General features: G+C 35.0%; 21 protein-coding genes. 14 read left to right on the top strand and 7 right to left on the bottom strand.

Going from position 1 to position 23,417, the window contains the following annotated elements:
• The first annotated feature begins 16 nt into the window (after window positions 1-16).
• From ACTIEI_RS14460 to ACTIEI_RS14445, 4 genes are read left to right on the top strand one after another with little or no spacing between them, the layout of a single operon-like run.
• Window positions 17-973: a hypothetical protein gene (locus ACTIEI_RS14460; protein ID WP_439506993.1), complete on the top strand. Its 957-nt coding sequence runs from the start codon at window positions 17-19 to the stop codon at window positions 971-973.
• 2 nt (window positions 974-975) lie between these two features.
• Complete coding sequence (locus ACTIEI_RS14455) at window positions 976-1,884, top strand: cytochrome c peroxidase (protein WP_439506992.1); 909 nt, start codon at window positions 976-978, stop codon at window positions 1,882-1,884.
• 3 nt (window positions 1,885-1,887) lie between these two features.
• The gene (locus ACTIEI_RS14450) at window positions 1,888-3,699 is read left to right on the top strand and encodes a hypothetical protein (protein WP_439506991.1); all 1,812 of its coding nucleotides are present in this window, start codon (window positions 1,888-1,890) and stop codon (window positions 3,697-3,699) included.
• Between the two features lie 11 nt (window positions 3,700-3,710).
• Window positions 3,711-4,349: a response regulator gene (locus ACTIEI_RS14445; RefSeq protein ID WP_439506990.1), complete on the top strand. Its 639-nt coding sequence runs from the start codon at window positions 3,711-3,713 to the stop codon at window positions 4,347-4,349.
• A gap of 2 nt (window positions 4,350-4,351) precedes the next feature.
• On the opposite strand, the gene ACTIEI_RS14440 is transcribed toward ACTIEI_RS14445, so the two are convergent.
• Window positions 4,352-6,838 carry a DUF4114 domain-containing protein gene (locus ACTIEI_RS14440; RefSeq protein WP_439506989.1) on the bottom strand — a complete coding sequence of 829 codons (2,487 nt, stop codon included), beginning with the start codon at window positions 6,836-6,838 and terminating at the stop codon, window positions 4,352-4,354.
• 162 nt (window positions 6,839-7,000) lie between these two features.
• On the opposite strand from ACTIEI_RS14440, the gene purL reads away from it, so the two are divergent.
• The gene (gene purL / locus ACTIEI_RS14435) at window positions 7,001-9,205 is read left to right on the top strand and encodes a phosphoribosylformylglycinamidine synthase subunit PurL (protein WP_439506988.1); all 2,205 of its coding nucleotides are present in this window, start codon (window positions 7,001-7,003) and stop codon (window positions 9,203-9,205) included.
• Window positions 9,205-10,209 carry an ADP-glyceromanno-heptose 6-epimerase gene (rfaD, locus tag ACTIEI_RS14430; RefSeq protein WP_439506987.1) on the top strand — a complete coding sequence of 335 codons (1,005 nt, stop codon included), beginning with the start codon at window positions 9,205-9,207 and terminating at the stop codon, window positions 10,207-10,209. The genes purL and rfaD overlap by 1 nt, the downstream gene beginning before the upstream one ends.
• Before the next feature lie 59 nt (window positions 10,210-10,268).
• Here the strand turns inward: rfaD and ACTIEI_RS14425 are convergent, their stop codons facing one another.
• Window positions 10,269-11,144, bottom strand: coding sequence for a dienelactone hydrolase family protein (locus tag ACTIEI_RS14425; RefSeq protein ID WP_439506986.1), 876 nt, complete (start codon window positions 11,142-11,144; stop codon window positions 10,269-10,271).
• Between the two features lie 191 nt (window positions 11,145-11,335).
• Between ACTIEI_RS14425 and ACTIEI_RS14420 the strand changes: the two genes are divergently transcribed.
• The gene (locus ACTIEI_RS14420; RefSeq protein WP_439506985.1) at window positions 11,336-12,985 is read left to right on the top strand and encodes a CTP synthase; all 1,650 of its coding nucleotides are present in this window, start codon (window positions 11,336-11,338) and stop codon (window positions 12,983-12,985) included.
• A 138-nt stretch (window positions 12,986-13,123) separates the two neighbouring features.
• Window positions 13,124-13,504 carry a hypothetical protein gene (locus ACTIEI_RS14415; protein ID WP_439506984.1) on the top strand — a complete coding sequence of 127 codons (381 nt, stop codon included), beginning with the start codon at window positions 13,124-13,126 and terminating at the stop codon, window positions 13,502-13,504.
• On the opposite strand, the gene ACTIEI_RS14410 is transcribed toward ACTIEI_RS14415, so the two are convergent.
• Complete coding sequence (locus tag ACTIEI_RS14410) at window positions 13,473-14,462, bottom strand: DUF4407 domain-containing protein (protein ID WP_439506983.1); 990 nt, start codon at window positions 14,460-14,462, stop codon at window positions 13,473-13,475. The two genes, ACTIEI_RS14415 and ACTIEI_RS14410, sit on opposite strands and share 32 nt — an antisense overlap.
• A 130-nt stretch (window positions 14,463-14,592) precedes the next feature.
• Here ACTIEI_RS14410 and yidC point away from each other — a divergent pair, with 130 nt between their 5' ends.
• Together yidC and ACTIEI_RS14400 are read left to right on the top strand one after the other, a co-directional pair.
• Window positions 14,593-16,431 (top strand): membrane protein insertase YidC, encoded by a 1,839-nt coding sequence (yidC, locus tag ACTIEI_RS14405; RefSeq protein WP_439506982.1) that lies wholly within the window; start codon window positions 14,593-14,595, stop codon window positions 16,429-16,431.
• A 4-nt stretch (window positions 16,432-16,435) separates the two neighbouring features.
• Entirely contained in the window at window positions 16,436-17,074 is a 639-nt protein-coding gene (locus ACTIEI_RS14400) for a hypothetical protein (RefSeq protein ID WP_439506981.1), read from the top strand.
• Between the two features lie 15 nt (window positions 17,075-17,089).
• Here ACTIEI_RS14400 and ACTIEI_RS14395 read toward each other — a convergent pair whose 3' ends face one another.
• On the bottom strand, window positions 17,090-17,443 hold the full coding sequence (locus ACTIEI_RS14395) for a hypothetical protein (protein WP_439506980.1): 354 nt from the start codon (window positions 17,441-17,443) through the stop codon (window positions 17,090-17,092).
• 132 nt (window positions 17,444-17,575) lie between these two features.
• Between ACTIEI_RS14395 and ACTIEI_RS14390 the strand changes: the two genes are divergently transcribed.
• The 3 genes from ACTIEI_RS14390 to ACTIEI_RS14380 are packed head-to-tail and all read left to right on the top strand — an operon-like array spanning window position 17,576 to window position 20,532.
• Window positions 17,576-18,997 (top strand): tetratricopeptide repeat protein, encoded by a 1,422-nt coding sequence (locus tag ACTIEI_RS14390; protein ID WP_439506979.1) that lies wholly within the window; start codon window positions 17,576-17,578, stop codon window positions 18,995-18,997.
• Between the two features lie 34 nt (window positions 18,998-19,031).
• The gene (locus tag ACTIEI_RS14385) at window positions 19,032-19,796 is read left to right on the top strand and encodes a phosphosulfolactate synthase (protein WP_439506978.1); all 765 of its coding nucleotides are present in this window, start codon (window positions 19,032-19,034) and stop codon (window positions 19,794-19,796) included.
• A 1-nt stretch (window position 19,797) separates the two neighbouring features.
• A complete protein-coding gene (locus ACTIEI_RS14380) occupies window positions 19,798-20,532 on the top strand; it encodes a shikimate dehydrogenase family protein (RefSeq protein ID WP_439506977.1) in 735 nt (244 codons plus the stop codon).
• Here ACTIEI_RS14380 and ACTIEI_RS14375 read toward each other — a convergent pair.
• From ACTIEI_RS14375 to ACTIEI_RS14365, 3 genes are read right to left on the bottom strand one after another with little or no spacing between them, the layout of a single operon-like run.
• Window positions 20,529-20,960: a thioesterase family protein gene (locus ACTIEI_RS14375; RefSeq protein ID WP_439506976.1), complete on the bottom strand. Its 432-nt coding sequence runs from the start codon at window positions 20,958-20,960 to the stop codon at window positions 20,529-20,531. The two genes, ACTIEI_RS14380 and ACTIEI_RS14375, sit on opposite strands and share 4 nt — an antisense overlap.
• A 3-nt stretch (window positions 20,961-20,963) precedes the next feature.
• The gene (rdgB, locus tag ACTIEI_RS14370; protein ID WP_439506975.1) at window positions 20,964-21,551 is read right to left on the bottom strand and encodes an RdgB/HAM1 family non-canonical purine NTP pyrophosphatase; all 588 of its coding nucleotides are present in this window, start codon (window positions 21,549-21,551) and stop codon (window positions 20,964-20,966) included.
• 2 nt (window positions 21,552-21,553) lie between these two features.
• Window positions 21,554-22,195, bottom strand: coding sequence for a hypothetical protein (locus ACTIEI_RS14365; RefSeq protein ID WP_439506974.1), 642 nt, complete (start codon window positions 22,193-22,195; stop codon window positions 21,554-21,556).
• Window positions 22,196-22,268: 73 nt separating this feature from the next.
• On the opposite strand from ACTIEI_RS14365, the gene ACTIEI_RS14360 reads away from it, so the two are divergent.
• Window positions 22,269-23,333, top strand: coding sequence for a branched-chain amino acid aminotransferase (locus ACTIEI_RS14360; protein WP_439506973.1), 1,065 nt, complete (start codon window positions 22,269-22,271; stop codon window positions 23,331-23,333).
• Window positions 23,334-23,417: the final 84 nt, after the last annotated feature.

Raw genomic sequence — 23,417 nt, 5'->3', positions numbered from 1 at the left:
AGCAAAAAATGGTTATTTGAAGCTAAAACAATTCTTTTTGATGAATAATTTATACTATAAATTTATTTTTTGTTTTTTGTTCCTAACTCTTTCTGGAATAAAAGCACAACAAGAAATTAAACCTTGTCAGCAGGAACCAGCATTCATTAGAACTTTAGGGTATGATCCTCTATGGACGGGAATGAGTACTTCAGAAAAGACCGCAATAGGAATTAGTTTAATTGTTTTTGAAAAGCAATTGGGTAAAACTCTTCCAACGGCTCAAACTCCTAAGCAAACAGTTTACCAGCATCCTAGTTGGAAAATGGCTGGATATCTGTCTACAATCACATTCGATTTTAAAGGGAATATTTATACAATACCAGCCCCACTAATTTCAACATTATATAACAAAACTGAAAAGCTCAATACCATTTATTCTATTGATGCCAATACAGGCGAAATGGCTGAGTGGAAATCTTTGCCATTTGCTGCAAAGCCTAGTAATAAAAATCCCTTTGGTTTATTGGGTATCAGCTACGATTGTAGTGCAAATTTCTTAGCAGCAGCAACGGTTGCTGGTTCCGATCGATACAATGAAAGGGGGGAAATCTATTTGATTGATGTTGCTACAAGAAAAATAACAGACAAATTAAAAGATATAGATGCAATGGGTTTGACATTTGCAATTGACGAAGCTGGAAAAAAAAGATTATACTTTGGAAAAACTCGAACTGGGGACATTTATTCTGTGATAATTGGAGCAAAAGGAACAATGATTAAACAATCTTTACGAAAAGAATTGAGTTTAGAGGGGTATGGTCCTAGAGGTGATGATAAAGCGCGAAAATTAAAATTTAATGGAAACCAATTGATTATTAGTGGAACAGCTTTTCATTATAATTTACAAGCATCCAGTGAAAAGCCTGAGACAGTTTACTCATTTGTTTGGTTGCCTAAGCAAAAAAAATGGGGTTTAATAGATTACCAATAGTTATGAATAGGAAAGGGTTGATAATTGGGATGATTACAGCTGCGGCATATGCAGGTTTTCTATTAATTCGAATAGATGCTACTGCAAATATTTCAACACAAAAAGCCAGGATAAAATTAGGGCAATATTTATTTTACGATACTAAACTATCTTATAATCAAACTAAAACATGTGTCTCTTGCCATGATCCTGTGATGGCATTTACAGATGGGTATAGAACCTCTTCAGGAGCGGATGGCTATAATTTAAAGCACAATGCCATTTCATTATTAAATGTAAAATATAGAACAGTTTTTACATGGACTAAACAAAGCGTTACTACATTAAAGGCTCAATTACAGTTTCCTTTTTTTAACGAGCATCCAAAAGAGTTAGGATGGAAAGGAAATGAACAAATTATTTTAAAGCGTTTTTTAAATGATACACAATATCAACGTTTATTTAAAAAGGCATTTCCACTTCAAAGTAATCCTTTTCAATTAGCCAATGTTCAAACGGCTATCATTGCATTTGAAGAGCAATTGGTTTCTTATAATGCAAAATATGATAGGTATGTAAAAGGAAATTTCAGTTCGTTTAGTGAAGATGAGCGAAATGGATTAACACTATTTTCCTCCAATAGACTTGGGTGTACTGGTTGTCATCGGTGGGAACAACCTTTTAAAAAAGATCATCCACTATTCAGTAAGGGGATTAGAGTGCCTTCATTAAGAAATGTATTATTAACTGCTCCTTATATGCATGACGGAAGAATTGAAAATATCAATGGAGTGCTTGAATATTATAGCCAAAAGAATTCATTGTATTTAACAAATAAAGAGAAAAAACAGATTATATCTTTCTTATATACTTTGACAGATACTAGTTATCTTAGCAATAAGGAACTCTTAAATCCATTTCAATACCAATAGGATATGCTTAAATTCAAATACTTTTTAATAATAGCCCTATTGCATTGTTTTTTGTTTAAAGGCTTTACGCAAAAGAAATTAAACAACAATCCAAAAAGTACTATAGCAAAAAAGACAGTAAAGCCTAAGCAGTCTGCTGCAGTTTTCTTAAATGAATATAGAGCAGGATTAATGACTCCATCTGCTTTAGATACAGCCAATTTTATTATTGCAAGGAAAAAAGAAATTGAACAGATTTTAAAAGATAGTTTGCCCGTAAAATGGTATTTAGAAAAAGGGGGTGAACAAGCGATATTGGCTCAAAAAATTGCTTTAGCAGATCCTTTTTTTACACGCTATTTATTTGACTTAAAAACAAAGAAGCCATTGTGGAATGAAATCTTTGGTGTGTATCCTGCTCGACCCGGGGATATTAAAAAAGGGATTACTGCTTTACCGGGGGCATTAATGCGTGTAGAAATGTATAATTATGCCAACAATCTTACTACGATTGGTTTGGTAGATATTTTTAGTATGAAATTAGTAAGTGCAGATCATTACCCGGATATGCAGCCAGATATTCCAACTTCATTGATTCAGTTGGCGGAAAAAATTGCCATTCATTCCCCAGAAGTTGAAAAAGCATTAGGATATAAGCCAGTGGCAAATATGCCAGTGATGAGTAGCACAAAGACTGCCTTGAATAGAACCAAGTGCGAACGTTCACAACACTTATGTGTAGCGCCAACCTTTATACAAGGCAATCGAGCTTTATGGGCCATTGTAGATTTAACAGACAATCGATTGGTGGGTTTGAGATGGACTAATACTGGGAAAGATGCGGCAGTAGTGACTGAAAGGAAAATGCAGAATGAAAATGTTGCAGATTGTTATTGTGAAAAGGTTAATACCATCAATCAATATGGTTGGAATATGGATTATTTACTCACTGCTTCTGATGGTTTGCAAATTAGTAATGTAAAATTCAATGATAAGCAAATTCTTAATAGTGTTAAGTTGGTTGATTGGCATGTAAGTTATTCAGGAACAGATGGATTTGGATATAGTGACGCAGTTGGGTGTCCAATATACAGTCAAGCGGCTGTTGTTGCAACAGACCCACCTAAAGTGGCTGAATTGATAGAGGGGGATTCAGTTGTTGGATTTATGTTAGAGCAAAAGTTCTTTTCAGAATTATGGCCAGGTCCTTGTAATTATAGCTATTCTCAGCGTTATTTTTTTTATAAAGACGGTCGATTTAGAATTACCTGCGCAAGTATTGGAAGAGGTTGTGGAAACAATGGTACTTATAGACCGGTATTTCGAATTTCATTCTCTGGGAATGAACAGAATTTTTATGAATATGCTCAAGTGGGATGGAAAAAGTGGGAAACAGAAGGGTGGCAATTACAAAAGCCGTCAACACTATATCATCCCAAAGGCTACCAATATAAAATTACCACTGGAGTTGAAACTGGTTATTTTATTGAACCTGGTAATGGGCAATTTAAAGATGGGGGTAGGGGAGATAATGCGTATGTTTATTTAACAAAAAATCATTTAGATAAAAATGAGGGGGAAAGTGATTTGGTAACTATTGGTCCTTGTTGTAATACAGATTTTCGTCAGGGGCCAGAAAAATTTATTGATTCAAATCCTGAAAAAACAGTGAATACCGATTTAGTACTATGGTATGTTCCACAAATGAAAAACGATGACAGGGAAGGTTCAAAATATTGTTGGGCTGAAACCTATTATGAAAATGGTGTTTATAAAATTAAAGCCTATCCTTGTTTTGCTGGTCCGATGTTTGTTCCACAAAAAAACCTATATTGAAGTATATTAATATGGAAAAAAAGATTCAAATAATGATTGCTGATGATCATCCGCTCTTTGTAGAGGGGCTTAAGATGATTTTGAGTAGTAATAATCTTTTACAAATTGCTGGTATTGCCAACGATGGAAAACAATTATTATACTTGTTAACACAGCAGCCGAATATTGACCTCATTTTATTAGATGTTAATATGCCTCATTTAAATGGGTTAGATACCATTAAATACATTAAACAATCATTTGGCGGATCAAAAGTTTTAATGATTTCTGCATACAGCGACGAAAAAGTAGTTGATCAGGCAAAGAAAGCAGGAGCAGATGGATATATCCTGAAGAATAGTAGTAAGGACGAATTGATGAAAGCGATTGTTGATGTGGTGAATGGGAAAACACATTTTGATTTACAGAATGAGCCTAATCAAGATGACGCTTTTAAGAAAATGGATATTTTTTTACGCAAGTATAATTTAACTAAACGCGAGAAGGAAATATTACTTTATCTAAAACAAACTTATACCAATCAACAAATTGCAGATAAACTTTTTTTAAGTGTTTATACAGTAGAAACACATCGTAAAAATATAATGCAAAAGCTGCAGTTGAATTCTCCTGCAGCTTTGGTTAAGTTTTTAGTTGAGTTTAATATCTGATTTTAATTCAGCATAATTCTGTTAGTAGTATATTTTATCCCATTACCTTCAATTGCGATCATATACATGCCTGCTCCAGGTTTGCTGCTCAGTTGAATAGGTACTATATTATCTCCTTTTATGGCTTGAAATACTTTGTTATAAATCACTTTGCCTGTTGCCGCATTAATAATACGAATTGAAAGTGGCCCGTTTATATCAGATCTAAAACTTGCATTAAAAATTCCGTTTTTACTTGGATTTGGATAGATATGAATTTTTTGCTGATTTAAATTTTCAACAAATTCCTTAGGTTTCTTCGAGAAAAATATATCTGCTACAGCAACATCAATAGTCGATTGAACTTTTGAAGCGTTTTCAAAAGTAAATACGACTGTTGTTAAATCATTTGTTTTTACTTTAACAAGTTCATCTTCTCCTACAAAATCCTCTAGGTTAATATTATAATCTAAGAGTCCTTTAGTCAGCGGTAATTTATAATGTGGTTGTTTGGTAAAATCTTTAACTGAGTTTTTAATCAACGTAATTAACAAGGTGGTTCCTTCTCCTTTGGCTTTAAAACTCATTGTTTTATAAGCTGTCAAGTCTTGTTCTGCTGCTGCACCCCTTAATAATTTATAGGCACTTACATAACCATCAGTTTTAGCTTTTACAGTAACATCTCTAAAAACAGGGTAAGTGTCTGCAAAGTTTCTAGCTGAATCATTAGAGATAGTGTAAGACTCTATCACTGTTTTTGAAGAGTCATAATCAATATCCCAACTGCCATCACTCATGTAAACTACGTCTTGTAATTTGCCATTTATGAACAAAGAAATCAAGCTTTCGTGTGTATCATTCATGGGGAACGATACCATTGTTTTCCCTTTAGTATTTAAAGTGAATGGAATAGTTCGTTTTACATTTAGTGGGGATAGTTCATTGTATTTCTCAATCAATTCTATATAACCATTGTTGATATTGGTTTCATTTTCTACAAGTAAATTTACATTTAGTCCATCTCTGTTTCCATATCTTATATATGTGTTCGGTAAAGGTTTTGAAGCCGCAATTGATTCTAGGGGCATCATAGCTTCCAGTTTATCTAATATATTCAATGCAAGATCAATACATAAGTAAGGCGCTACACCCCATATTTGATAATTGTACATGGTGTCTTCTCCAATGAAATCTGCATTCAGCCAATTACTTTGGAAAGAGAATGAGTTTCGGCCAACTTTTTTGCCAACAGAGAAACTCATTGAATATTCTATATTACCATTTTCTTGTTTCAATTCGTATCGAGTAAATACTAAATTCCGAAGTTTGAATTGATCCATTTTAATTAGCGTTGCTCCTTTTAAACGATCACAAATAGGTTTGGTATGGTCGTATACTTTGCCCAAAGTTTTAGTAGCAAAGGCAACAGCTTTACAGGTATCATTTTCAATAAAGTCAACCGCCCTTACTTCTATTGCATTAGTAATTGCAGGAATATCAGTAGGGGTGCTTAAATAAGCAGTATAAGATCCTTCAGGGATTCTATCTGGCATTATATCAGAAAGCGAAAGGGGGCTATTGGTAGACATATTGGTTAGCTGAATATTGCTCAAGTCTAATTTTTCCATGGTAGAATAATCTACAGGTCCATTTTTGCCCTGTTTTATTTTCGCCATTGTTCTTTTGGCAATTTTATTGCCAAGACTTTGACTTTCTAAACCACCTGTGTTGCCAGAAAAAGATACTCCTCCATCTTCAGAAAAAATGGGAATGGAATCAAGTTTTTCTGCGCATGTTATTGGCTCTATAGTGGCATAAAATAACAAGTCATTAAAATCTTGGTCACAATCGTTTCTATCTCTTAATATGTCTTCAAATCCAACTACTAGTCTGTTGGTTGCAGGGTCACGTATAATTACGGTGTGTTGCTTTAGAGAGTCATTTCTTTCTGGATTAAATTCAGAATTCGAATAAACTTTCCAATTTCCATTTTTTACTCTAGAGCCATCCCAACCATCTGAAATTAAAACAAATCCAATTTCTGTATTTGCTGGAAATCTTCCGAGAAAGACTTTATCTCCGGCAATTAAAGATCCGCCAAAACCACTCTTTGATGCATTGGGAAAAATGATTGTGATATCTTGATTATTAGGAGCAACAGTTGGTGGATTTCCTTTTGGATAAGTATAATATCCCAAAGTATTTAAATATGAAGCCCCCTCATCAATAAAACTTATCCAAATATCTGATGGGCAGTTGATGCCAATTGTTTTAACATGATTATTGGATATTAAGAGTGGGTTGTAAACTGGAACAGGTCTGTATTCTGGTAAAGTAGCTTCAATTGAATTTCTAAAATTTGAACTAATACTATCTCTTGGCGTAAGTAAATAATTAGGGAGGCCTCTTGAATTATAGCTACCCATATAGGTATAGTTCTGTGCCTGAACCTGATGGATTATTGCAAAAATAAATATTGCAATAGTAATGAATAGGTTTTTACGGCTCATAGTGTAGTGGTTTAATACAAAAATACTGTATTACAAAGCATTTGATCGTTTAAATGGGTCGATTTCGAGATTTTCTGAATTAAATACCTACTAATTTGTATGGATTAAATAGGGAAAACTTCATTCGGACACATTGGCTTGGTTTTGTACCTTCGCAACATCATGGAAATCACCGTAAAAACAGCCCAGCAGTTACGATTAACTGCAGATGAATTTGAGTTGATAAAGCAAAAATTGGGACGCACCCCTAATTTTACTGAGCTCTGTGCTTTTAGTGGCATGTGGAGCGAACATTGTAGTTATAAAAATTCCATTAAGTGGTTAAAAACGCTTCCTAGAGATGGCGGAAGAATGTTGGTTGCTGCAGGGGAAGAAAATGCCGGCCTTATGGATATGGGTAATGGTTTTGGAGTAGTTTTTAAAATTGAAAGTCATAATCATCCTAGTGCTATTGAGCCATTTCAAGGCGCTGCAACTGGAGTGGGTGGAATTCAACGTGATATTTTCACTATGGGAGCAAGACCGATTGCTTCATTAAATAGCTTACGGTTTGGTAATTTAAAAGATAAAAAAACACAACACTTATTAGCTGGAGTTGTAAAGGGGATTGGTCATTATGGAAATTGCTTTGGCGTGCCAACAGTTGGAGGCGAAGTTTATTTTGAAGATTGCTACCATACCAATCCGCTAGTAAATGCAATGAGTGTAGGGATCATGCAAGCCAATAAAATGGTCAGTGCTACTGCAAAAGGAATTGGTAATCCAGTTATTTATGTTGGTAGTGCTACCGGTAAGGACGGTATTGGTGGCGCAAGCTTCGCAAGCGCCGATATCACACACGATTCTGTTCAGGAATTACCTGCCGTTCAAGTAGGTGATCCATTTCAAGAAAAGAAATTATTGGAAGCTTGTTTAGAAGTTCTTGAAACAGGAGCTGTAGTAGGAATGCAAGATATGGGTGCGGCAGGTATTATTTGTTCTACAGCAGAAATGAGTGCAAAAGGTGAAGTAGGGATGCATATTGACTTAGAAAAAGTACCTACCCGTCAACAAAATATGAAAGCTTGGGAGCTACTTTTAAGTGAGAGTCAAGAAAGGATGTTAATGGTGGTAGAAAAAGGAAGAGAAGCTGAAGTGGTTGCTGTTTTTGAAAAGTGGGATTTAAGTGCTAGTACCATAGGGCATGTAACCGATGATGGGTTGTTGAATTTTTATATGGATGGGGCCTTGGAAGCCAGCATACCTGCATATGAATTGGTTCTAGGTGGAGGAGCCCCTCAATATACTAGAGAATATACAGAGCCAAAATACTTTGAAAAAATAAATGCATTTGATGCAACGGCGTTAGCGGATGTTCAAGACCTGAAAGCTACGGCAGAGGCTTTGATCACCCTACCTAATATCGCCAGCAAAAGATGGGTATACACTCAATATGATAGCATGGTTGGGGCTGCTAATACCAGTACAAATAGTCCTAGCGATGCTTCTGTTGTATTGGCAAAAGGAACAGGTAAAGCGTTGGCTATTACCGTTGACTGTAACAGTAAATATGTTTTTGCTAATCCTTATATTGGTGGAATGATTGCAGTAGCAGAAGCTGCAAGAAATATTATTTGTAGTGGAGGAGAGCCCATTGGCGTTACCAATTGTTTAAATTTTGGTAACCCCTATGATCCTGAAGTATATTTTCAATTTGTTCATGCAGTTACTGGTATGGGAGATGCATGTAAAAAATTCAACACGCCTGTAACTGGAGGTAATGTGAGTTTTTACAACCAAAATCCTGATGGACCCGTTTATCCAACCCCTACGATTGGCATGGTAGGAATTTTAGATAATGTGGACCAAAAAATGACTATGCATTTCAAAGATGATGGAGATATCATTCTTTTAATTGGAGCACAACACAATGATATTGCATCAAGTGAATACCTGCATAAACTGAAAGGGGTTCAATATTCTCCTGCTCCTTATTTCAATTTAGATGAGGAATACAACACACAGCAATTAATTAGTCAACTAATTAAATCTCAAAAAATTAAAAGTGCCCATGATATAAGCGAAGGGGGATTAATGATCGCCTTATTAGAAAGTGGGTTCAGCGGTGGTAAAGGTTTTAGTGTAAATCCAACAGTTGATATCAGGCAAGATGCTTATTGGTTTGGTGAAGCACAGGGTCGTATAGTTGTATCTGTTTCTTCAAGTAATTTGGCTGATGTGGTTGCAGCTGCGACTGCTGCAGGCACTGCTGTGACTCAATTAGGGTCAGTTACTTCAAATGACGTCGTGATAGCAGGGAATAACTGGGGAACTATTGATGAATGGAAAAATAAATATGATACTGCCATTGAAAAGTTGATACAATAATGAAGCGCAACAACTTGCATATCATGGTTACAGGAGCTGCCGGGTTTATAGGCAGTTGTATGGTTCAATACTTAAATGAGCAAGGCTATTCGAATATTTATTTGGTAGATGATTTTGGGGTAGAGTCAAAAAGAAATAATTGGCAAAACAAAGAATTTATCACCATTATTGAGCGCTATAATTTATTAGATTGGTTAGATGAGCATAAGCCTAAGTTAGATATCATTATTCACTTAGGTGCAAGAACGGATACAACAGAATTTGATTATTCTATTCACGAAGAATTGAACCTAGCGTATTCCAAAGATGTTTGGAATTATTGTTGCATTCATCAAGTGCCATTGATATATGCGTCCAGTGCTGCAACTTATGGTAACGGCGAGTATGGATATAATGATGATCATGCATTGGTGAATCAGTTAAGCCCTTTAAATCCTTACGGAGTAAGTAAAAATGAATTCGATAAATGGGCGTTGCAACAAAACGCCCAACCACCCTATTGGACAGGCTTAAAATTTTTCAATGTATATGGTCCTAATGAATCGCATAAGAACAGAATGGCTTCTGTTATTTTTCACTCTTTTAATCAAATAAAGAACAACGGTTTAGTTAGATTATTTAAAAGTCATCACCCTTCATTTAAAGATGGAGAACAACTGCGAGATTTTGTATATGTAAAAGATGTGGTTTCAGTAATTGAGTGGATGATGGAAGAAATGGTTCAATCCAAATGGTCCAGTAGTAATAATGGATTATACAATTTGGGTACCGGAAAAGCAAGAACCTTCATTGATTTAGTGAATGCCACTTTTGCTGGGATGGATATTATACCCAATATTGAGTTTATAGATATGCCTCTAGATATTAGAGACAAATACCAATATTTTACTGAAGCCAATATGACTAAATTAAATAAAGTAGGCTATTCAAAACCCTTTTATTCATTAGAAGAGGGCGTAGACGATTACGTAAGAAATTATTTAAATATTGAAAAGTCTTATTAGTAGAAATAAAAAGAGGCAGCAATTTAACGCCGCCTCTTTTTTTATGATAAGATTGTATTTTATAAACGAGCTTTCAAAAATTCAATCGTCTTTTTGTGCGCATCTTCCGTTGCTTCTTTATTAAAGGAAGGATTGCTTGGGTTTGCAAAACCATGATTGGCTTCGTAACGGTGGAGCGTTAATTTTTTACCAGCAGTAGCCATGTCTTTTTCGAACGCATTCACTACTTCAGGAGAAGGGCTTCTATCTTGGTTGCCAAAAAATCCAATCACATCAGACTGAAGTGTCTTTAATTTTTCTAAATTATTTTCAGGGCGGCCATAATACATAACTGTTCCCGCAGCTTGCTTGCCTGCTAAAATGCTACTTTGTAAACTCCACATACCCCCAAAGCACCAACCAATCGTGAATATTTTTGCTTTTGTACCCGCATAAGCCAACGCTCCTTTTACTATTGCTTCCAATCTTGTATTGGTTGCAGCTCTCATCAGCTTCATAGCACTGTCTGGAGTTGCAGCAACTTTACCATCGTACATATCTAGTGCAATTACATTTACATTGCCCAGCTCAGCAGCTAATTTTTCAGCTTCTTGCTTTATTTGGTCGTTTAATCCCCACCATTCTTGAATCACAAAAATCCAGTTATTGGTTTTTTTCTTGCTTTTAATAAAATAACCAGCAGCTTTGGTGCCATCTGGAGCATCAAAGGAAACTGTTTCGCCCGTACCATTGGTTAATGTAAAAGGCAATGGATTTTCGTGCATTGCAGCAAATTCAGGTGTCATTGCTTCATCTCTAAATTGATCACGAATATCTGAATAGCAAGCAAGGTAGTCTTCAGCGGAGCGAATACTTTGTTTGGTTTCAGTATATCGGAAACCCTGAATTGCTATCATTACTGTTACAAATAAGGCAAAAATTCGTAATTGTTTCATATGTCTAGGTTGTTAATTTAAAGACTTGTTCACTTTTCACTAACAGTTTTTTGTCAGATTGGTTGAAAATGAGGTCGGTATTTTTCTTGTTTCATTTTTTAAGCTAGCTTTGTTTGACCTCCGAACTATTTCAGTTCAATTTTTCAGGTCCAAGATTGTTTTTTAATTTATTGCAATAAAGTATTCATTTTATGGCCAAGTATATTTTTGTTACCGGTGGTGTAACAAGCAGTTTAGGTAAAGGGATTATTGCCGCCTCATTGGCAAAATTATTACAGGCCAGAGGGCTTAAAGTAACTATACAAAAATTCGATCCCTATATCAACGTAGATCCAGGAACGCTCAATCCCTATGAGCATGGGGAGTGTTATGTTACTGAAGATGGAGCTGAAACAGACTTAGACCTTGGGCATTATGAAAGATTCTTGAATATATATACTTCACAAGCCAATAATGTTACAACAGGAAGAATTTATCAGACAGTAATTAATAAAGAAAGAGCGGGAGATTTTTTAGGTAAAACAGTTCAAGTGGTACCGCATATTACTGATGAGATTAAGCATCGCATGCTTTTATTGGGTCAGGATGATCAGTATGATATTGTATTAACAGAAATTGGTGGTACAGTTGGGGATATTGAGAGTTTGCCATTTATAGAGGCTGTAAGACAATTGCAATGGGAATTGCCAGAAGAAGATGTGATGGTAGTTCACTTAACGCTAATCCCTTATTTAAAGGCAGCTAAAGAATTAAAAACCAAGCCTACTCAGCATAGTGTGAAAATGTTAAGTGAAACAGGCGTTCATCCAGATATTATTGTTTGTAGAACAGAAGAACCATTAAATAATGATATCAAAAGGAAAATTGCACTTTTTTGTAATGTAAAACAAGAAGCAGTGATTGAAGCAATGGATGCAAGTACAATATATGAAGTGCCGTTGCATATGTTAAGGGAAAAGCTTGATTTGATCTGTTTAAAAAAATTGAATATTACAGGGTTCGCTGAACCTAATTTGAATAATTGGAAAGAGTTTTTAGATAAATTGAAGTATCCCAAGAGTAAGGTTACTATTGGATTAATTGGCAAGTATATTGAGCTTCAGGATGCCTATAAATCTATTTTAGAAAGCTTTGTGCATGCTGGAGCAATTAATGAAGTAAAAGTGCAGGTAGTGAATGTTCATTCTGAGTTTATTACGGATGAAAATGTGGCTGAGAAATTGAATGGCTTAGATGGATTGTTAGTAGCCCCCGGATTTGGGAATAGGGGAATCGAAGGTAAAATTATTGCGGTTAAATATGCTCGGGAAAAGGGCTTGCCATTCTTTGGAATTTGCTTAGGAATGCAAATGGCTGTTATTGAGTTTGGAAGAAATGTATTAGGTCTAAAAGATGCACATTCAGTTGAGATGGATACCAATTCGGCTCATCCGGTCATCAATATGATGGAAGAACAAAAGAAAATAACACTAATGGGTGGAACAATGAGACTCGGTGCATATCCTTGTGAAGTAGAAGATGGCTCTTTGGCACATAAAATTTATGGAACTACGAGTTTTACTGAACGACACAGACATCGTTATGAGTTTAATAATGATTACCTAGATCAATACCAGGCTGCTGGGATGCGAGCAAGTGGTAAAAATCCAGCTACCGGACTGGTAGAAATTATCGAATTACCCAATCATCCATTTTTTATTGGGGTTCAATATCATCCCGAATTAAAGAGTACTGTAGAGAGACCAGCTCCATTATTTGTTGGTTTTATTGATGCTGCCAAAAAGTATAATGATAATAAGAGTAACCTAAAGTCTTCGAGTAAAAAAGATGCAGTGATATAACTACTAAATTGATTTAAACAGTCTAATCCCACACTTTCAAGTGTGGGATTTTGCTTTTCATGAAAAAAATGGGGGTATTAGTAAAGTTTTTGAATCTAATGTCCATTTTATATAGAAATTTATTTTTCTTAAAATCTTATGAAAAAAGCCATTTTATTTCTTCTTTTGTTATTGCCTTCCGTAAGCTATTACATAAAGCCTGATTTAGAAGCAACAGAATCAAAGGCTTTTGTTCCTGTAATTTCTCCAGTTGAAGACCAGCCCATAGCAAGCGATATTGAATTAATGCATAGTTTAATTTTATTAAGTGATAAAGTTGTGGCTAACGTTAATGCGGACGAAAAATCCTTAGTATACAATTCATTATCCGATTTTCTTAAAGCGAATCTTTTAGTGCTAAATCAAAAAAAACTCAGTTTAGCAGTTGCAAGAGGAACAGATTATATGCAGGTCATTAAAGTGGTTGATATGATGGCCAGTGTTGGTATTAAAAACTATCAATTGGTTCGTTACGATTAACTTTTCTCAGATTTTCCATTTCAACCTTTTCTGTAAGTGCTGCATTCAAAGCATAGGTTCCCGAAGGCAACAAATATTTTGATAACACCGGCATTAACTCAATTAACATCAGCAGCACTATAAGCAAATAATACCTGAACTTAACAGCATTATTTTGATTAACCAAATGGTCTAAAGCTTCTATCCTAGTAATAAAGCCATTGTTCAATAATTGATTAAATGCAATTAGTTCTTTTGTAATTGTTTGATCTATCATTTGTATATTACTATCAATGCTCTTTATTGATGGGTTTATCAATTTAGCGGCTTCATAATAGTCAGCTGCTGCTTTGTCTGCTGCGGCTTTCTTAGCAAGTGCAATTGATTTTAAACCAATTTTTTTTGATCCTCCTGTTCCATCGCTCTCCCTAATAAATTGATTGCTGGTCTGGATCATTTCTTGATACCGTAGCGATAGATTTGTGTTTAATTGTTTTTTTTCATCTAACAGTTGTTTTTTTTGCGGAGCATATAATTTTTCAAGTTCAACATATTTATTTTTCTTCTTTACCTCATTGTCTAAAGAGGTTTGAACAAGAATCTCTTTTTCAAATAAGAAAAGTAGTGCTGGTTGTGCCATAAATAGGCCTATTGTATAAGCTAAAAACATTCTGAAAATCAGTGGTTTCCAACCTTGCTTTCCTGAATGGTTAATTCCTTTTATTAGGGCTCGATCTATAAAAAGTATAATCCCACCCATAAAAAGCCCTAGCAAACATGCTATCCAAACTTTATCTACAATAGTGCTGAAAAAATAAGTCCAGGCTAGAGTTGCAAAACTCCAAGTAGCTAAAACAAGCATACCTATAATGGAGTGCCTATTTCTGTCTACTACAGCATTTTTTAAAAGTACTGTCTCGGCAGTACTAAGCCACCATAAAAATTGCTCCCGGCGGCTGGGAAGGTAATTTTCCTGCATAACACTTTTTTTTAATGGTTACGGCAGGCACAGGTTATATTTGGTTGGTTGAAGGCGCTTGGTTTGAATGACAAAGAAAAGGTTTTTTTTGTTAGGCAAACGTTACCTTTGCCGCTCAATAAAAGTTTGTATGAAGACGGACAAAAATACGGTCATTGGTTTTGTGTTGTTGGGAATTTTGATGTTCCTATATTTCTGGTACACTAGCCAGCAACAGAATGCAATTATTGAAATGAAGAAAAGAGAAGAAGATTCTCTTGCAAAAGTAGCAGCAGCAAGAATGAAGCTGATTGATACGGTTGCATTAAAAACGGATTCTCTTAAAAGAGATTCTGCAGTAAGAGTTACTGTTGCAGGCAATTTTACGGATGCTGCTGTGGGTCAAGAACAGTTTATTACTGTTGAAAATGAAGTAGTTAAAGTGAAGTTTACCAATAAAGGGGGGCAAATTAAGTCGGTTACTTTAAAAAATTATAAAGACGCTAATGAACAATTAGTTGTTCTTTCTGATAAAAGCACAATTTCTTATGCAATTAATACTGCACCTGCTCAATCTGCAACAATTGATAATCTTTTCTTTACAGCTGGAACTGTAGTGAAAAATGCTGATGGATCACAAACGCTAAAATTCACATTAACTGCTGCAAACGGTCAGTCTGTAGTTCATGAATTTACTTTAGTTCCTAATAGTTATAAGGTTGGTTGGAAGTTAGGAATGAACGGTGCTAGTCAGTTACTAACCAATAACGCTTTAAACCTTAATTGGACTGTTGCTACTTCACAAATGGAAAGGACTTCTCAGTATGAGCGTCAGGTTTCGAATATTTGTTTTTCTGAAGACAATGAGTTCGATTATATCTCATCTAATACAGATCATAGTTTTGAAAAGCCAGCTCAGTGGATTGCTGTAGTACAGCAGTTTTTTAATAGTACTTTAATTGCAGATAATTCATTTAATAGCGGAAGTATAAAATGGGCTAGAGCAACAGATTCTACTCGTGACTTAGCATCTGCAACCAGTACTTTACAATTAAAAGTTCCAGCTGCTGCATCCGTTAATATTCCTTTTCATTTTTATGTTGGTCCTAATGAATACGAAATTTTGGCTAAGCAAGCTCCAGAAATGGATAAGATTGTGAATCTTGGTAGAGATATGTATTCTTTTGTACGTCCTATTAACAAGTACATTATCATGCCTGTATTTGACTTCTTTGCTTCTTTTGTAAAGAATTATGGTTGGGTAATTTTCTTGTTAACCCTATTCATTCGTTTAATAACAGCACCATTAACTTACAGTAGTTATTTAAGTGGCGCAAAAATGAAGGCTTTGCGTCCTGAATTAGATGTATTGAAGAAAAAAATGGGTGCAGATCAACAGGGCTTTGCAATGGAGCAGATGAAATTGTTTAGAGAAGCGGGTGTTAACCCATTAGGAGGTTGTATTCCAGCTTTGCTGCAAATTCCTATCTTCTTTGCATTATATAGTTTTTTCAACTCTGAAATAGCGCTTAGAGGGCAGGCATTTCTTTGGAGTGAAGACTTATCTAGTTTTGATTCTATTGCATCACTTCCTTTTAGTATACCTGCTTTTGGTAATCATGTAAGTTTATTTACTATCACTGCTGTAATAACCAGCTTTTTGATTTCTATTTATAATATGAGCATGACTCCAACCCAGGATAATCCCGCGTTGAAGTATATGCCTTATATATTTCCATTCATGTTGCTGTTTATCTTTAACAGCTTGCCATCAGCTTTAACATGGTATTATACGGTATCGAACGTAATTACTTTATTATTGCAATTTGTAATTCAGAATTATATTATCAACCACGATAAAATTTTGGCAAAAATTGAAGCAAAACGCAAAGCGCCTAAAACCAAGAGTAAATGGCAGGAACGTTACGAGCAAATGTTAGAGAGCCAAAAGAAAGTTCAAGAATTGAAGAACAAAACCACCAAAAAATAAAATGATGCGCTACTTATTATGTTTGATATTTTATTGCTTAATAATAAGTAGCGCAACTTCTCAAGCTCGAGTAGTAGCAGAATGCACTGTTAATTATGCAATAACAGTTAATAATGAAAATCAAGTGGATAAAGATGCTGTTGCTCTTTTAAAGCAAAGTAGTAAAGTAATCTATATAAAGGGCAATAATAGTAGGTCCGATTTAATTAGTCCTTCATTTTCTCAGTCTTTAATTTTTAATAAAGTAACAGGGAATGCAGTGATATTGAGAGAAATTGGTGCAAACAAGTTTATCACTAAAATGAATTCGCTCAATTGGATTAAGCAAAACGATAAGTTTAGTGACATGCTTATACAATATTCAGATGAGCGTAAAACTATATTAGGCTATGATTGCAAGCGTGCAACATTACTATTAAAAGACGGAAGCACTTTCTCTGTATTTTATGCAAGTACTATCATTCCTTCTGTAAGAGAATTTGAATACCAATTTAAAGATATACCTGGGTTTGTATTAGAATATGAAGCAAAAGATGGGTATACTCAAAAAATTACCTATACTGCTACGAAGATTAGTTTGAACCCAGTTTCAGCAACAAAGTTTGATATTCCTACTCAAGGATATCGATTGCTAAATGAATAGTTAGGATCTAATAAACTAATTGCGACTTTCTTGTGGGGTCTTAAACTTTGGGACTTTAACTTTAATCTTGTAAGGGTACACGTAAGTGGTATTACCATTATTATACTGAAGGATGGAATTCATATCTGTATTCATCATCATCGGTCCATCACTTGTAAGTGATAAACCTTTATAATGTAGGGTAGATTTAATTGCAGATAAGGATAGTCCTTTTTTAGAAAAACTGTTAAGGCTTTTCAATGTAAACTTACTGCTCTTGGCTTTATCGTCTACTATTCCAGTGAATGCTAATGCAGCAATAGTCATGTGCAAACTCACAAGGAGCATCACCCAAGGGGCTTTTTTTGCTGATTTAATTTGCATTAACATATGGCAAAGGTAGGATATATCCTAAATATTTTAACGATTTATTTTTATTAACAAACGTTAATAAGGGGTAAAAAGTTTGGTTTTTGCAAAAAAAAGTTTAATTATTTGCCTAAATTAGGTAAACGTCAACCCATGAGCCAAAATCCGTATCGCGAAGACAAAGAAGAATTAAGGGAGTTGATTATTCAGTATCAACACCTTAAGCATGGGAGGAGTCATCCTTTTTTAGAAGAAGATGCTTTTGAAAGGATTATTGACTACTATGATGAAAAAGATGATTTGGCAGAAGCAATGTTTGCGGCTAATTTGGCATTAGAGCAATTTCCATACTCTGCTAATCTGATGATTAAGAAGGCAGATTTATTACTAGCTAGCAGAAAATACCAAGAAGCACTTGATTTATTGGAAACCGCAGAACTGTTTGATAGTTCCGACTTGAATTTGTTTATTTTAAAGACCGATGCATACTTAGCATTGGATCAGCAAGCAAAAGCAGTCGATTTATTGGAAGCAGCATTGCTTCAATTTGAAGGGGAAGAAAGGCTAGATTTATTGTTTGAGCTAGCGGATGTATATGATGATTATGAAGAGTTTGATAAGGTTTTTGATTGCTTAAAATTGATTTTAGCTGAAGATCCCAATAATGAAGAAGCATTATATAAAATTTGTTTCTGGACTGATTTTACGGGAAGGAATGAAGAGAGTATCAAATTACATCAAGCTATCATTGAGGATCATCCTTTTAGTGAGCTAGCTTGGTTTAATTTAGCGGCTGCTTTTCAAGGCCTTAAACTTTATGAAAAATCAATTGATGCTTATCAATATGCAGTAGCAATTGACGAGAAATTTGATTATGCCTATAGAAATATGGGGGATGCCTATTTACGATTGCGTAAATACAAGGAAGCCATTGAAGTGCTCGAAAAAGTATTAGAACTAAGTAGGCCCGAGGATGTGATATATGAAGCAATAGGACATTGTTATCATAGAATGGGAAAATATGCCCAAGCAAGGTTTAATTATAAAAAAGCCGTTCATCTAAATTCAACTGACAGTAAGTTGCACTATAAAATTGCGGTGACTTATATGCTAGAAGAGCAATGGCAGGCTGCTTGCAAGCAATTAGAAAATGCAATGCGAATGAATAGAAGCGTTCCTGAGTATAATTTAGCAATGGGTGAATGTATGATGAACCTTGAAAAATTCAAGGATGCGATTATTTATTTTGGAGCGGTAGTTAAGCATAAGCCTAAATCGGTAAATGGTTGGGAGGCATTATTACGTTGTTTAATTAAAGCTGATTTATTAGAAGAAGCATACAGTCAATGTATTGTTGCACTTTCTGCAACAGGACAAAAACCTATTTTTTACTTTTATGCGAGTACCCTATTGTTTGGAATGGGGAAGTCTAAGGAAGCGCTTTTGAGATTAGAAACGGCAATGGATAAAGCACCCAAGCTGCTTAAAAAATTCATAGAGCTCAATCCATCTATTTTACAAAATAACCAAGTAGTGGATATCATCGCACGTTATAAGAAAGGAAAGAAAATATAAATATGTATTTTTGCGCTCAAATAAGAACAACAGAATGAACTACAGACTTACACAAATACCCGAGCGTACTCAAAAACCAAGGTTATCTGGCTTAACTATGGTCATGGATAAGGGATTGAGCATTAATCAAGCAAAAGACTTTCTAAGTGTTGCTGGTCCTCATGTGGATATTGTTAAGCTAGGATTTGGTACTTCATTTGTTACACCTAATTTAAGGGAGAAGCTGGATGTTTATCGTGAAGCCAATATGCCAGTTTATTTTGGTGGTACACTTTTCGAGGCCTTTTTAATTAGAAATCAATTTGATGACTACGTTGAAGTATGTAGGGACTTTGGAGTTAGTTATATTGAAGTTTCAGATGGGTCCATTACCATTCCTCATGCTGAAAAATGTGGTTACATAGAAAAATTAACAAAGCACGCCACAGTATTAAGTGAAGTGGGAAGTAAAGATGCTGCACATATTATTCCACCATATAAGTGGATAGAATTGATGAGGGCTGAATTAGAGGCGGGTTCATCTTATGTTATTGCAGAGGCTAGGGAAGCGGGAAATGTGGGAATTTACAGAGGTAGTGGAGAAGTTAGGGAAGGGCTGGTTCAAGAAATTTTAACACAAATTCCTGCTGAAAAAATTATTTGGGAAGCCCCTCAGAAAGCTCAGCAGCTATATTTCTTAGAATTAATTGGTTGTAATGTTAATTTGGGTAATATTGCGCCTAACGAAGTCTTACCATTAGAAGCAATGCGTATTGGTTTAAGGGGGGACACTTTTCATCTTTATTTAGACAAAGCATAATATGCGTTTATTTGGTTTAGTTGGGTATCCGTTAACGCATTCTTTTTCGCAAAAATATTTTACAGAAAAATTTGCACAATTAAACTTGTCGGATCAATATAAGTATGAAAATTTTTCAATTCCATCGATTGATGATTTTCCTTTATTATTGTTGCAAAAGAAGGGCCTGCATGGCTTTAATATCACTATTCCATACAAAAAACAGATCATTCCATTTTTACATCAAGTAAGCCCTGAAGTAGCTGCTATTGGGGCAAGTAATTGTGTTTTAATTAAAGAAAAAAAATTACTCGGTTTCAATACGGATGTGGTTGGTTTTGAGCAATCTCTTAAACCATTTTTGAAAAGCCATCATTCTAAAGCATTGATATTAGGTACTGGGGGGGCTGCAGCAGCTGTTGCCTATGTTTTAAATAAGTTGCAAATACCTTATTTATCAGTTTCTAGAACGCCTACTGAATCAAGTATTGGTTACGAAGCATTAAATGAATCGTTACTTTCAAAATATACTTTAATTATCAATACAAGTCCCATTGGGCAATACCCGGCGATAACCGAAGCACCGCCAATCCCTTATCACGTATTAACATCCGAACATCATTTGTTCGATTTAATTTATAATCCAACAGAAACTCAGTTTTTATTGAACGGGAAAGCACAAGGGGCTTCTGTTCAAAATGGATACGAAATGCTTGTAATACAGGCTGAGGAAAGTTGGCGTATTTGGAATGCTTAATAACTTAACGCTTCAATAATTTCATCTGAAAGTGATACCTTCTTTTTTGCATGGTAATCATAAAGCATCATTCCCGTTTTTGCTTTAACGGCTAGAACTTCTTCCTCAGTATTTACAATCAAGACTTTATAGTACAGGTCGAAACCTAGTTTATCAAAATCGGAAGCGGTAACTTCAATTTTAATGCTGTCTTTATGGTTTAATTCTCTTTTGTATTCTACCATAGCGTCAGCCATGATTAATCCATAAGATGCAACTTTTAACTCTTCATATCCTTTAGATTGTAAAAATTGTTGACGTGCTTCTTGTAAAAGAGAAAGTATGGTGTCATTACCTACATGACCTCCGTAATTCAAATCGGTCACTCTAATTTGCATTTGAATGGCAAAATTGAACTGATTCGGTAAATTGATTTTGATTCTATTCATACGCTACCATTTTGTGTTTAAAAATGACATTAATTGCTGCATAGCTTTTTTACGGTGACTAAACTTATTTTTTTCATCCATTGTCATTTCCGCAAAACGCTTTGATGAACCGTCAGGAATAAATATTGGATCATAACCAAAGCCTTCTGATCCTTTCTGATCAGCATTAATTTGACCTTTACAGATTCCTTCAAACAAATATTCTTGGTTATTCCATATTAGCGATATTACTGTTCTGAATTGTGCAGTCTTATTTACCTTATTGGAAAGCCTATGAAGTAGTAAGTCAATATTGGCTTGAAAATCTCTAGTATCGCCTGCATATCGAGCGCTTTTAACACCTGGCTCGCCATTTAATGCAAATACTTCTAATCCAGTATCTTCACTAAAACAATTCTTTTTTGTTATTGCATGAATGACCCTAGACTTCTCACTAGCGTTGGCTTCCAGTGTGTCGTGTGGTTCTGGAATGTCAATTTCAATTCCGGCCTCTTTAAGTGAAAGTATATTCAAATGATTACCGGTAACAGCTTTTATTTCTTTTACTTTATTGGCATTATTAGTAGCAAAAATGAGATCGATATTTGCCATAGTTATATGTTGAAAAGTGATTTAAGACTTACCCAAAGTTTGGTTTTTTCTAATTTGGCTTCTGCGTTTTCTTCATAATAATTGGCCAATGCTGGTGCGATTAAAAATTTGCATTGATCAAATTGTTGCACTTGGTATGGTGGAATTATGAAAGGCAATTTAATTGAAGCAGTAGTTACATTGAATAATAAGCAGGTGGATGGATTTAATTCTTTTTTTATTTCTGCAAAATGCGCTTGATAACGGGCCATATTGATAACGGCTACATCTCCCATATTTAATTTACAAGCCCCTAATATTTTAGTTAAGAATTCTAAACTTGCTTCATTAAGAAATGCTGCATTGGTTTCATAAACTAAGATGGTGCAATTTTTAGCGTTATTTCCCAAATACCATTTCTCTGGTTTTTCAGATTGTTCTGTATGCGAAGGGGAGGATTCCGGTGATATCGTTTTTATCTTTTCTTTAGCAATTATTTTTTCAACTGTTTGAGCATTAGTTTGAATTGGAGTTTCCACAGCAGTTAAACTATCTGAAGTTGTTGGTGTGGCTGCATTTAGGACGGAAGATTTACCTGATTCAATAATTACCAAATTGCTGGGAAATAAATCAGCTAAAACAAAATCGGGTAGTTGATCAGGCATGGTTTCTCTGTTTTAAATATTAACAGTTGTTAGTTTTTTATTTTTTTTGTTTCTTTGCGCCAAATATAAAACTATGAACGCAGTACTAGACATAAACATTAAGAGAGCCGAAAAGTCTAAGCTAGATACCATTAGTTTAGAAAATATACCTTTTGGGCGTGTGTTTACCGATCATATGTTGGTTGCTGACTACAGTAATGGAGTTTGGAAGAATGTAGAGATTAGACCTTACGAACCGTTATCTATGGACCCCTCACTGGCAGCATTGCACTACGGGCAATCTATTTTTGAAGGGATTAAAGCGTATAGAAATAATGAGGGTTATGCAGCTATTTTTAGGCCATACGAAAATTTTAAGCGTTTCAATATTTCTGCTACCAGAATGCAAATGCCCACTGTGCCAGAAGAGATTTTCATCAATGGAATGCGTGAACTAATTAATCTAGACAAAAATTGGATACCAACTTTGCCAGATCATTCTCTGTATATCAGACCATTTATGTTTGCAACAGATGCGGTATTAGGTGTTAAGCCATCTGATTCATATAAGTTTATGATTATTCTAAGTCCTACAGGACCTTACTTCAGCACTCCGATGCGCATTTTTGTTGAAGAAAAATATACCCGTGCTGTAGCAGGTGGAGTTGGATATTCTAAAAATGCTGGAAACTATGGCTCTAGCATGTACCCAACACAGTTGGCTAAAGAAATGGGTTATGACCAAGTGCTTTGGACCGATGCTTATGAACATAAGTATTTACAGGAAGTAGGAATGATGAACGTGTTTTTTATTATTGGAAATCAAGCTGTGACCCCTTCTTTGGAAGAAGGAACTATTTTGGCTGGGATTACCAGAATGAGTGCTTTAACTATTTTAGCTGAAATGGGTCTTGAAGTTGTTGAGAAAAAAATATCTATCAATGAATTAATGGATGCATATAAAGCTGGTCAATTACGCGAAGTTTTTGGTGCTGGAACTGCTGCTACTATATCTTTAATCAAAGAATTAAGATATAAAGAGGAGTCTATGTTTTTTGATACTGAAAATTGGACAATCGCCCCAGAATTAAAGAAAAGATTAAATGATATTCGTCAGGGTAAAACCACTGATACACATGGCTGGATGCTAGCAATTTAAAGCGATTTGCTCTACTTAAATCTTATACCTAATAGTAAAGCCCCGTCTCGAATAACCGAGACGGGGCTTTTGGATTTAGCTTAT

It is taken from the genome of Sediminibacterium sp., from assembly GCF_051860225.1.
Taxonomy (GTDB): Bacteria; Bacteroidota; Bacteroidia; order Chitinophagales; family Chitinophagaceae; genus Sediminibacterium.
The sequence above is the reverse complement of the archived record's forward strand: the minus strand, read 5'-3'. Positions and strand labels throughout refer to the sequence as shown.

Excerpts from the sequence above, each read along its gene's own strand:
- rfaD (WP_439506987.1), top strand. The coding sequence starts at position 9,205 with ATGAAGCGCAACAACTTGCATATCATGGTTACAGGAGCTGCCGGGTTT.
- ACTIEI_RS14455 (WP_439506992.1), top strand. The coding sequence starts at position 976 with ATGAATAGGAAAGGGTTGATAATTGGGATGATTACAGCTGCGGCATAT.
- ACTIEI_RS14390 (WP_439506979.1), top strand. The coding sequence starts at position 17,576 with ATGAGCCAAAATCCGTATCGCGAAGACAAAGAAGAATTAAGGGAGTTG.
- ACTIEI_RS14440 (WP_439506989.1), bottom strand. The coding sequence starts at position 6,838 with ATGAGCCGTAAAAACCTATTCATTACTATTGCAATATTTATTTTTGCA.
- ACTIEI_RS14425 (WP_439506986.1), bottom strand. The coding sequence starts at position 11,144 with ATGAAACAATTACGAATTTTTGCCTTATTTGTAACAGTAATGATAGCA.
- yidC (WP_439506982.1), top strand. The coding sequence starts at position 14,593 with ATGAAGACGGACAAAAATACGGTCATTGGTTTTGTGTTGTTGGGAATT.
- purL (WP_439506988.1), top strand. The coding sequence starts at position 7,001 with ATGGAAATCACCGTAAAAACAGCCCAGCAGTTACGATTAACTGCAGAT.
- ACTIEI_RS14420 (WP_439506985.1), top strand. The coding sequence starts at position 11,336 with ATGGCCAAGTATATTTTTGTTACCGGTGGTGTAACAAGCAGTTTAGGT.
- ACTIEI_RS14450 (WP_439506991.1), top strand. The coding sequence starts at position 1,888 with ATGCTTAAATTCAAATACTTTTTAATAATAGCCCTATTGCATTGTTTT.
- ACTIEI_RS14410 (WP_439506983.1), bottom strand. The coding sequence starts at position 14,462 with ATGCAGGAAAATTACCTTCCCAGCCGCCGGGAGCAATTTTTATGGTGG.
- ACTIEI_RS14415 (WP_439506984.1), top strand. The coding sequence starts at position 13,124 with ATGAAAAAAGCCATTTTATTTCTTCTTTTGTTATTGCCTTCCGTAAGC.
- ACTIEI_RS14375 (WP_439506976.1), bottom strand. The coding sequence starts at position 20,960 with ATGAATAGAATCAAAATCAATTTACCGAATCAGTTCAATTTTGCCATT.
- ACTIEI_RS14400 (WP_439506981.1), top strand. The coding sequence starts at position 16,436 with ATGCGCTACTTATTATGTTTGATATTTTATTGCTTAATAATAAGTAGC.
- ACTIEI_RS14365 (WP_439506974.1), bottom strand. The coding sequence starts at position 22,195 with ATGCCTGATCAACTACCCGATTTTGTTTTAGCTGATTTATTTCCCAGC.
- ACTIEI_RS14360 (WP_439506973.1), top strand. The coding sequence starts at position 22,269 with ATGAACGCAGTACTAGACATAAACATTAAGAGAGCCGAAAAGTCTAAG.
- ACTIEI_RS14385 (WP_439506978.1), top strand. The coding sequence starts at position 19,032 with ATGAACTACAGACTTACACAAATACCCGAGCGTACTCAAAAACCAAGG.
- rdgB (WP_439506975.1), bottom strand. The coding sequence starts at position 21,551 with ATGGCAAATATCGATCTCATTTTTGCTACTAATAATGCCAATAAAGTA.
- ACTIEI_RS14380 (WP_439506977.1), top strand. The coding sequence starts at position 19,798 with ATGCGTTTATTTGGTTTAGTTGGGTATCCGTTAACGCATTCTTTTTCG.
- ACTIEI_RS14395 (WP_439506980.1), bottom strand. The coding sequence starts at position 17,443 with ATGTTAATGCAAATTAAATCAGCAAAAAAAGCCCCTTGGGTGATGCTC.
- ACTIEI_RS14445 (WP_439506990.1), top strand. The coding sequence starts at position 3,711 with ATGGAAAAAAAGATTCAAATAATGATTGCTGATGATCATCCGCTCTTT.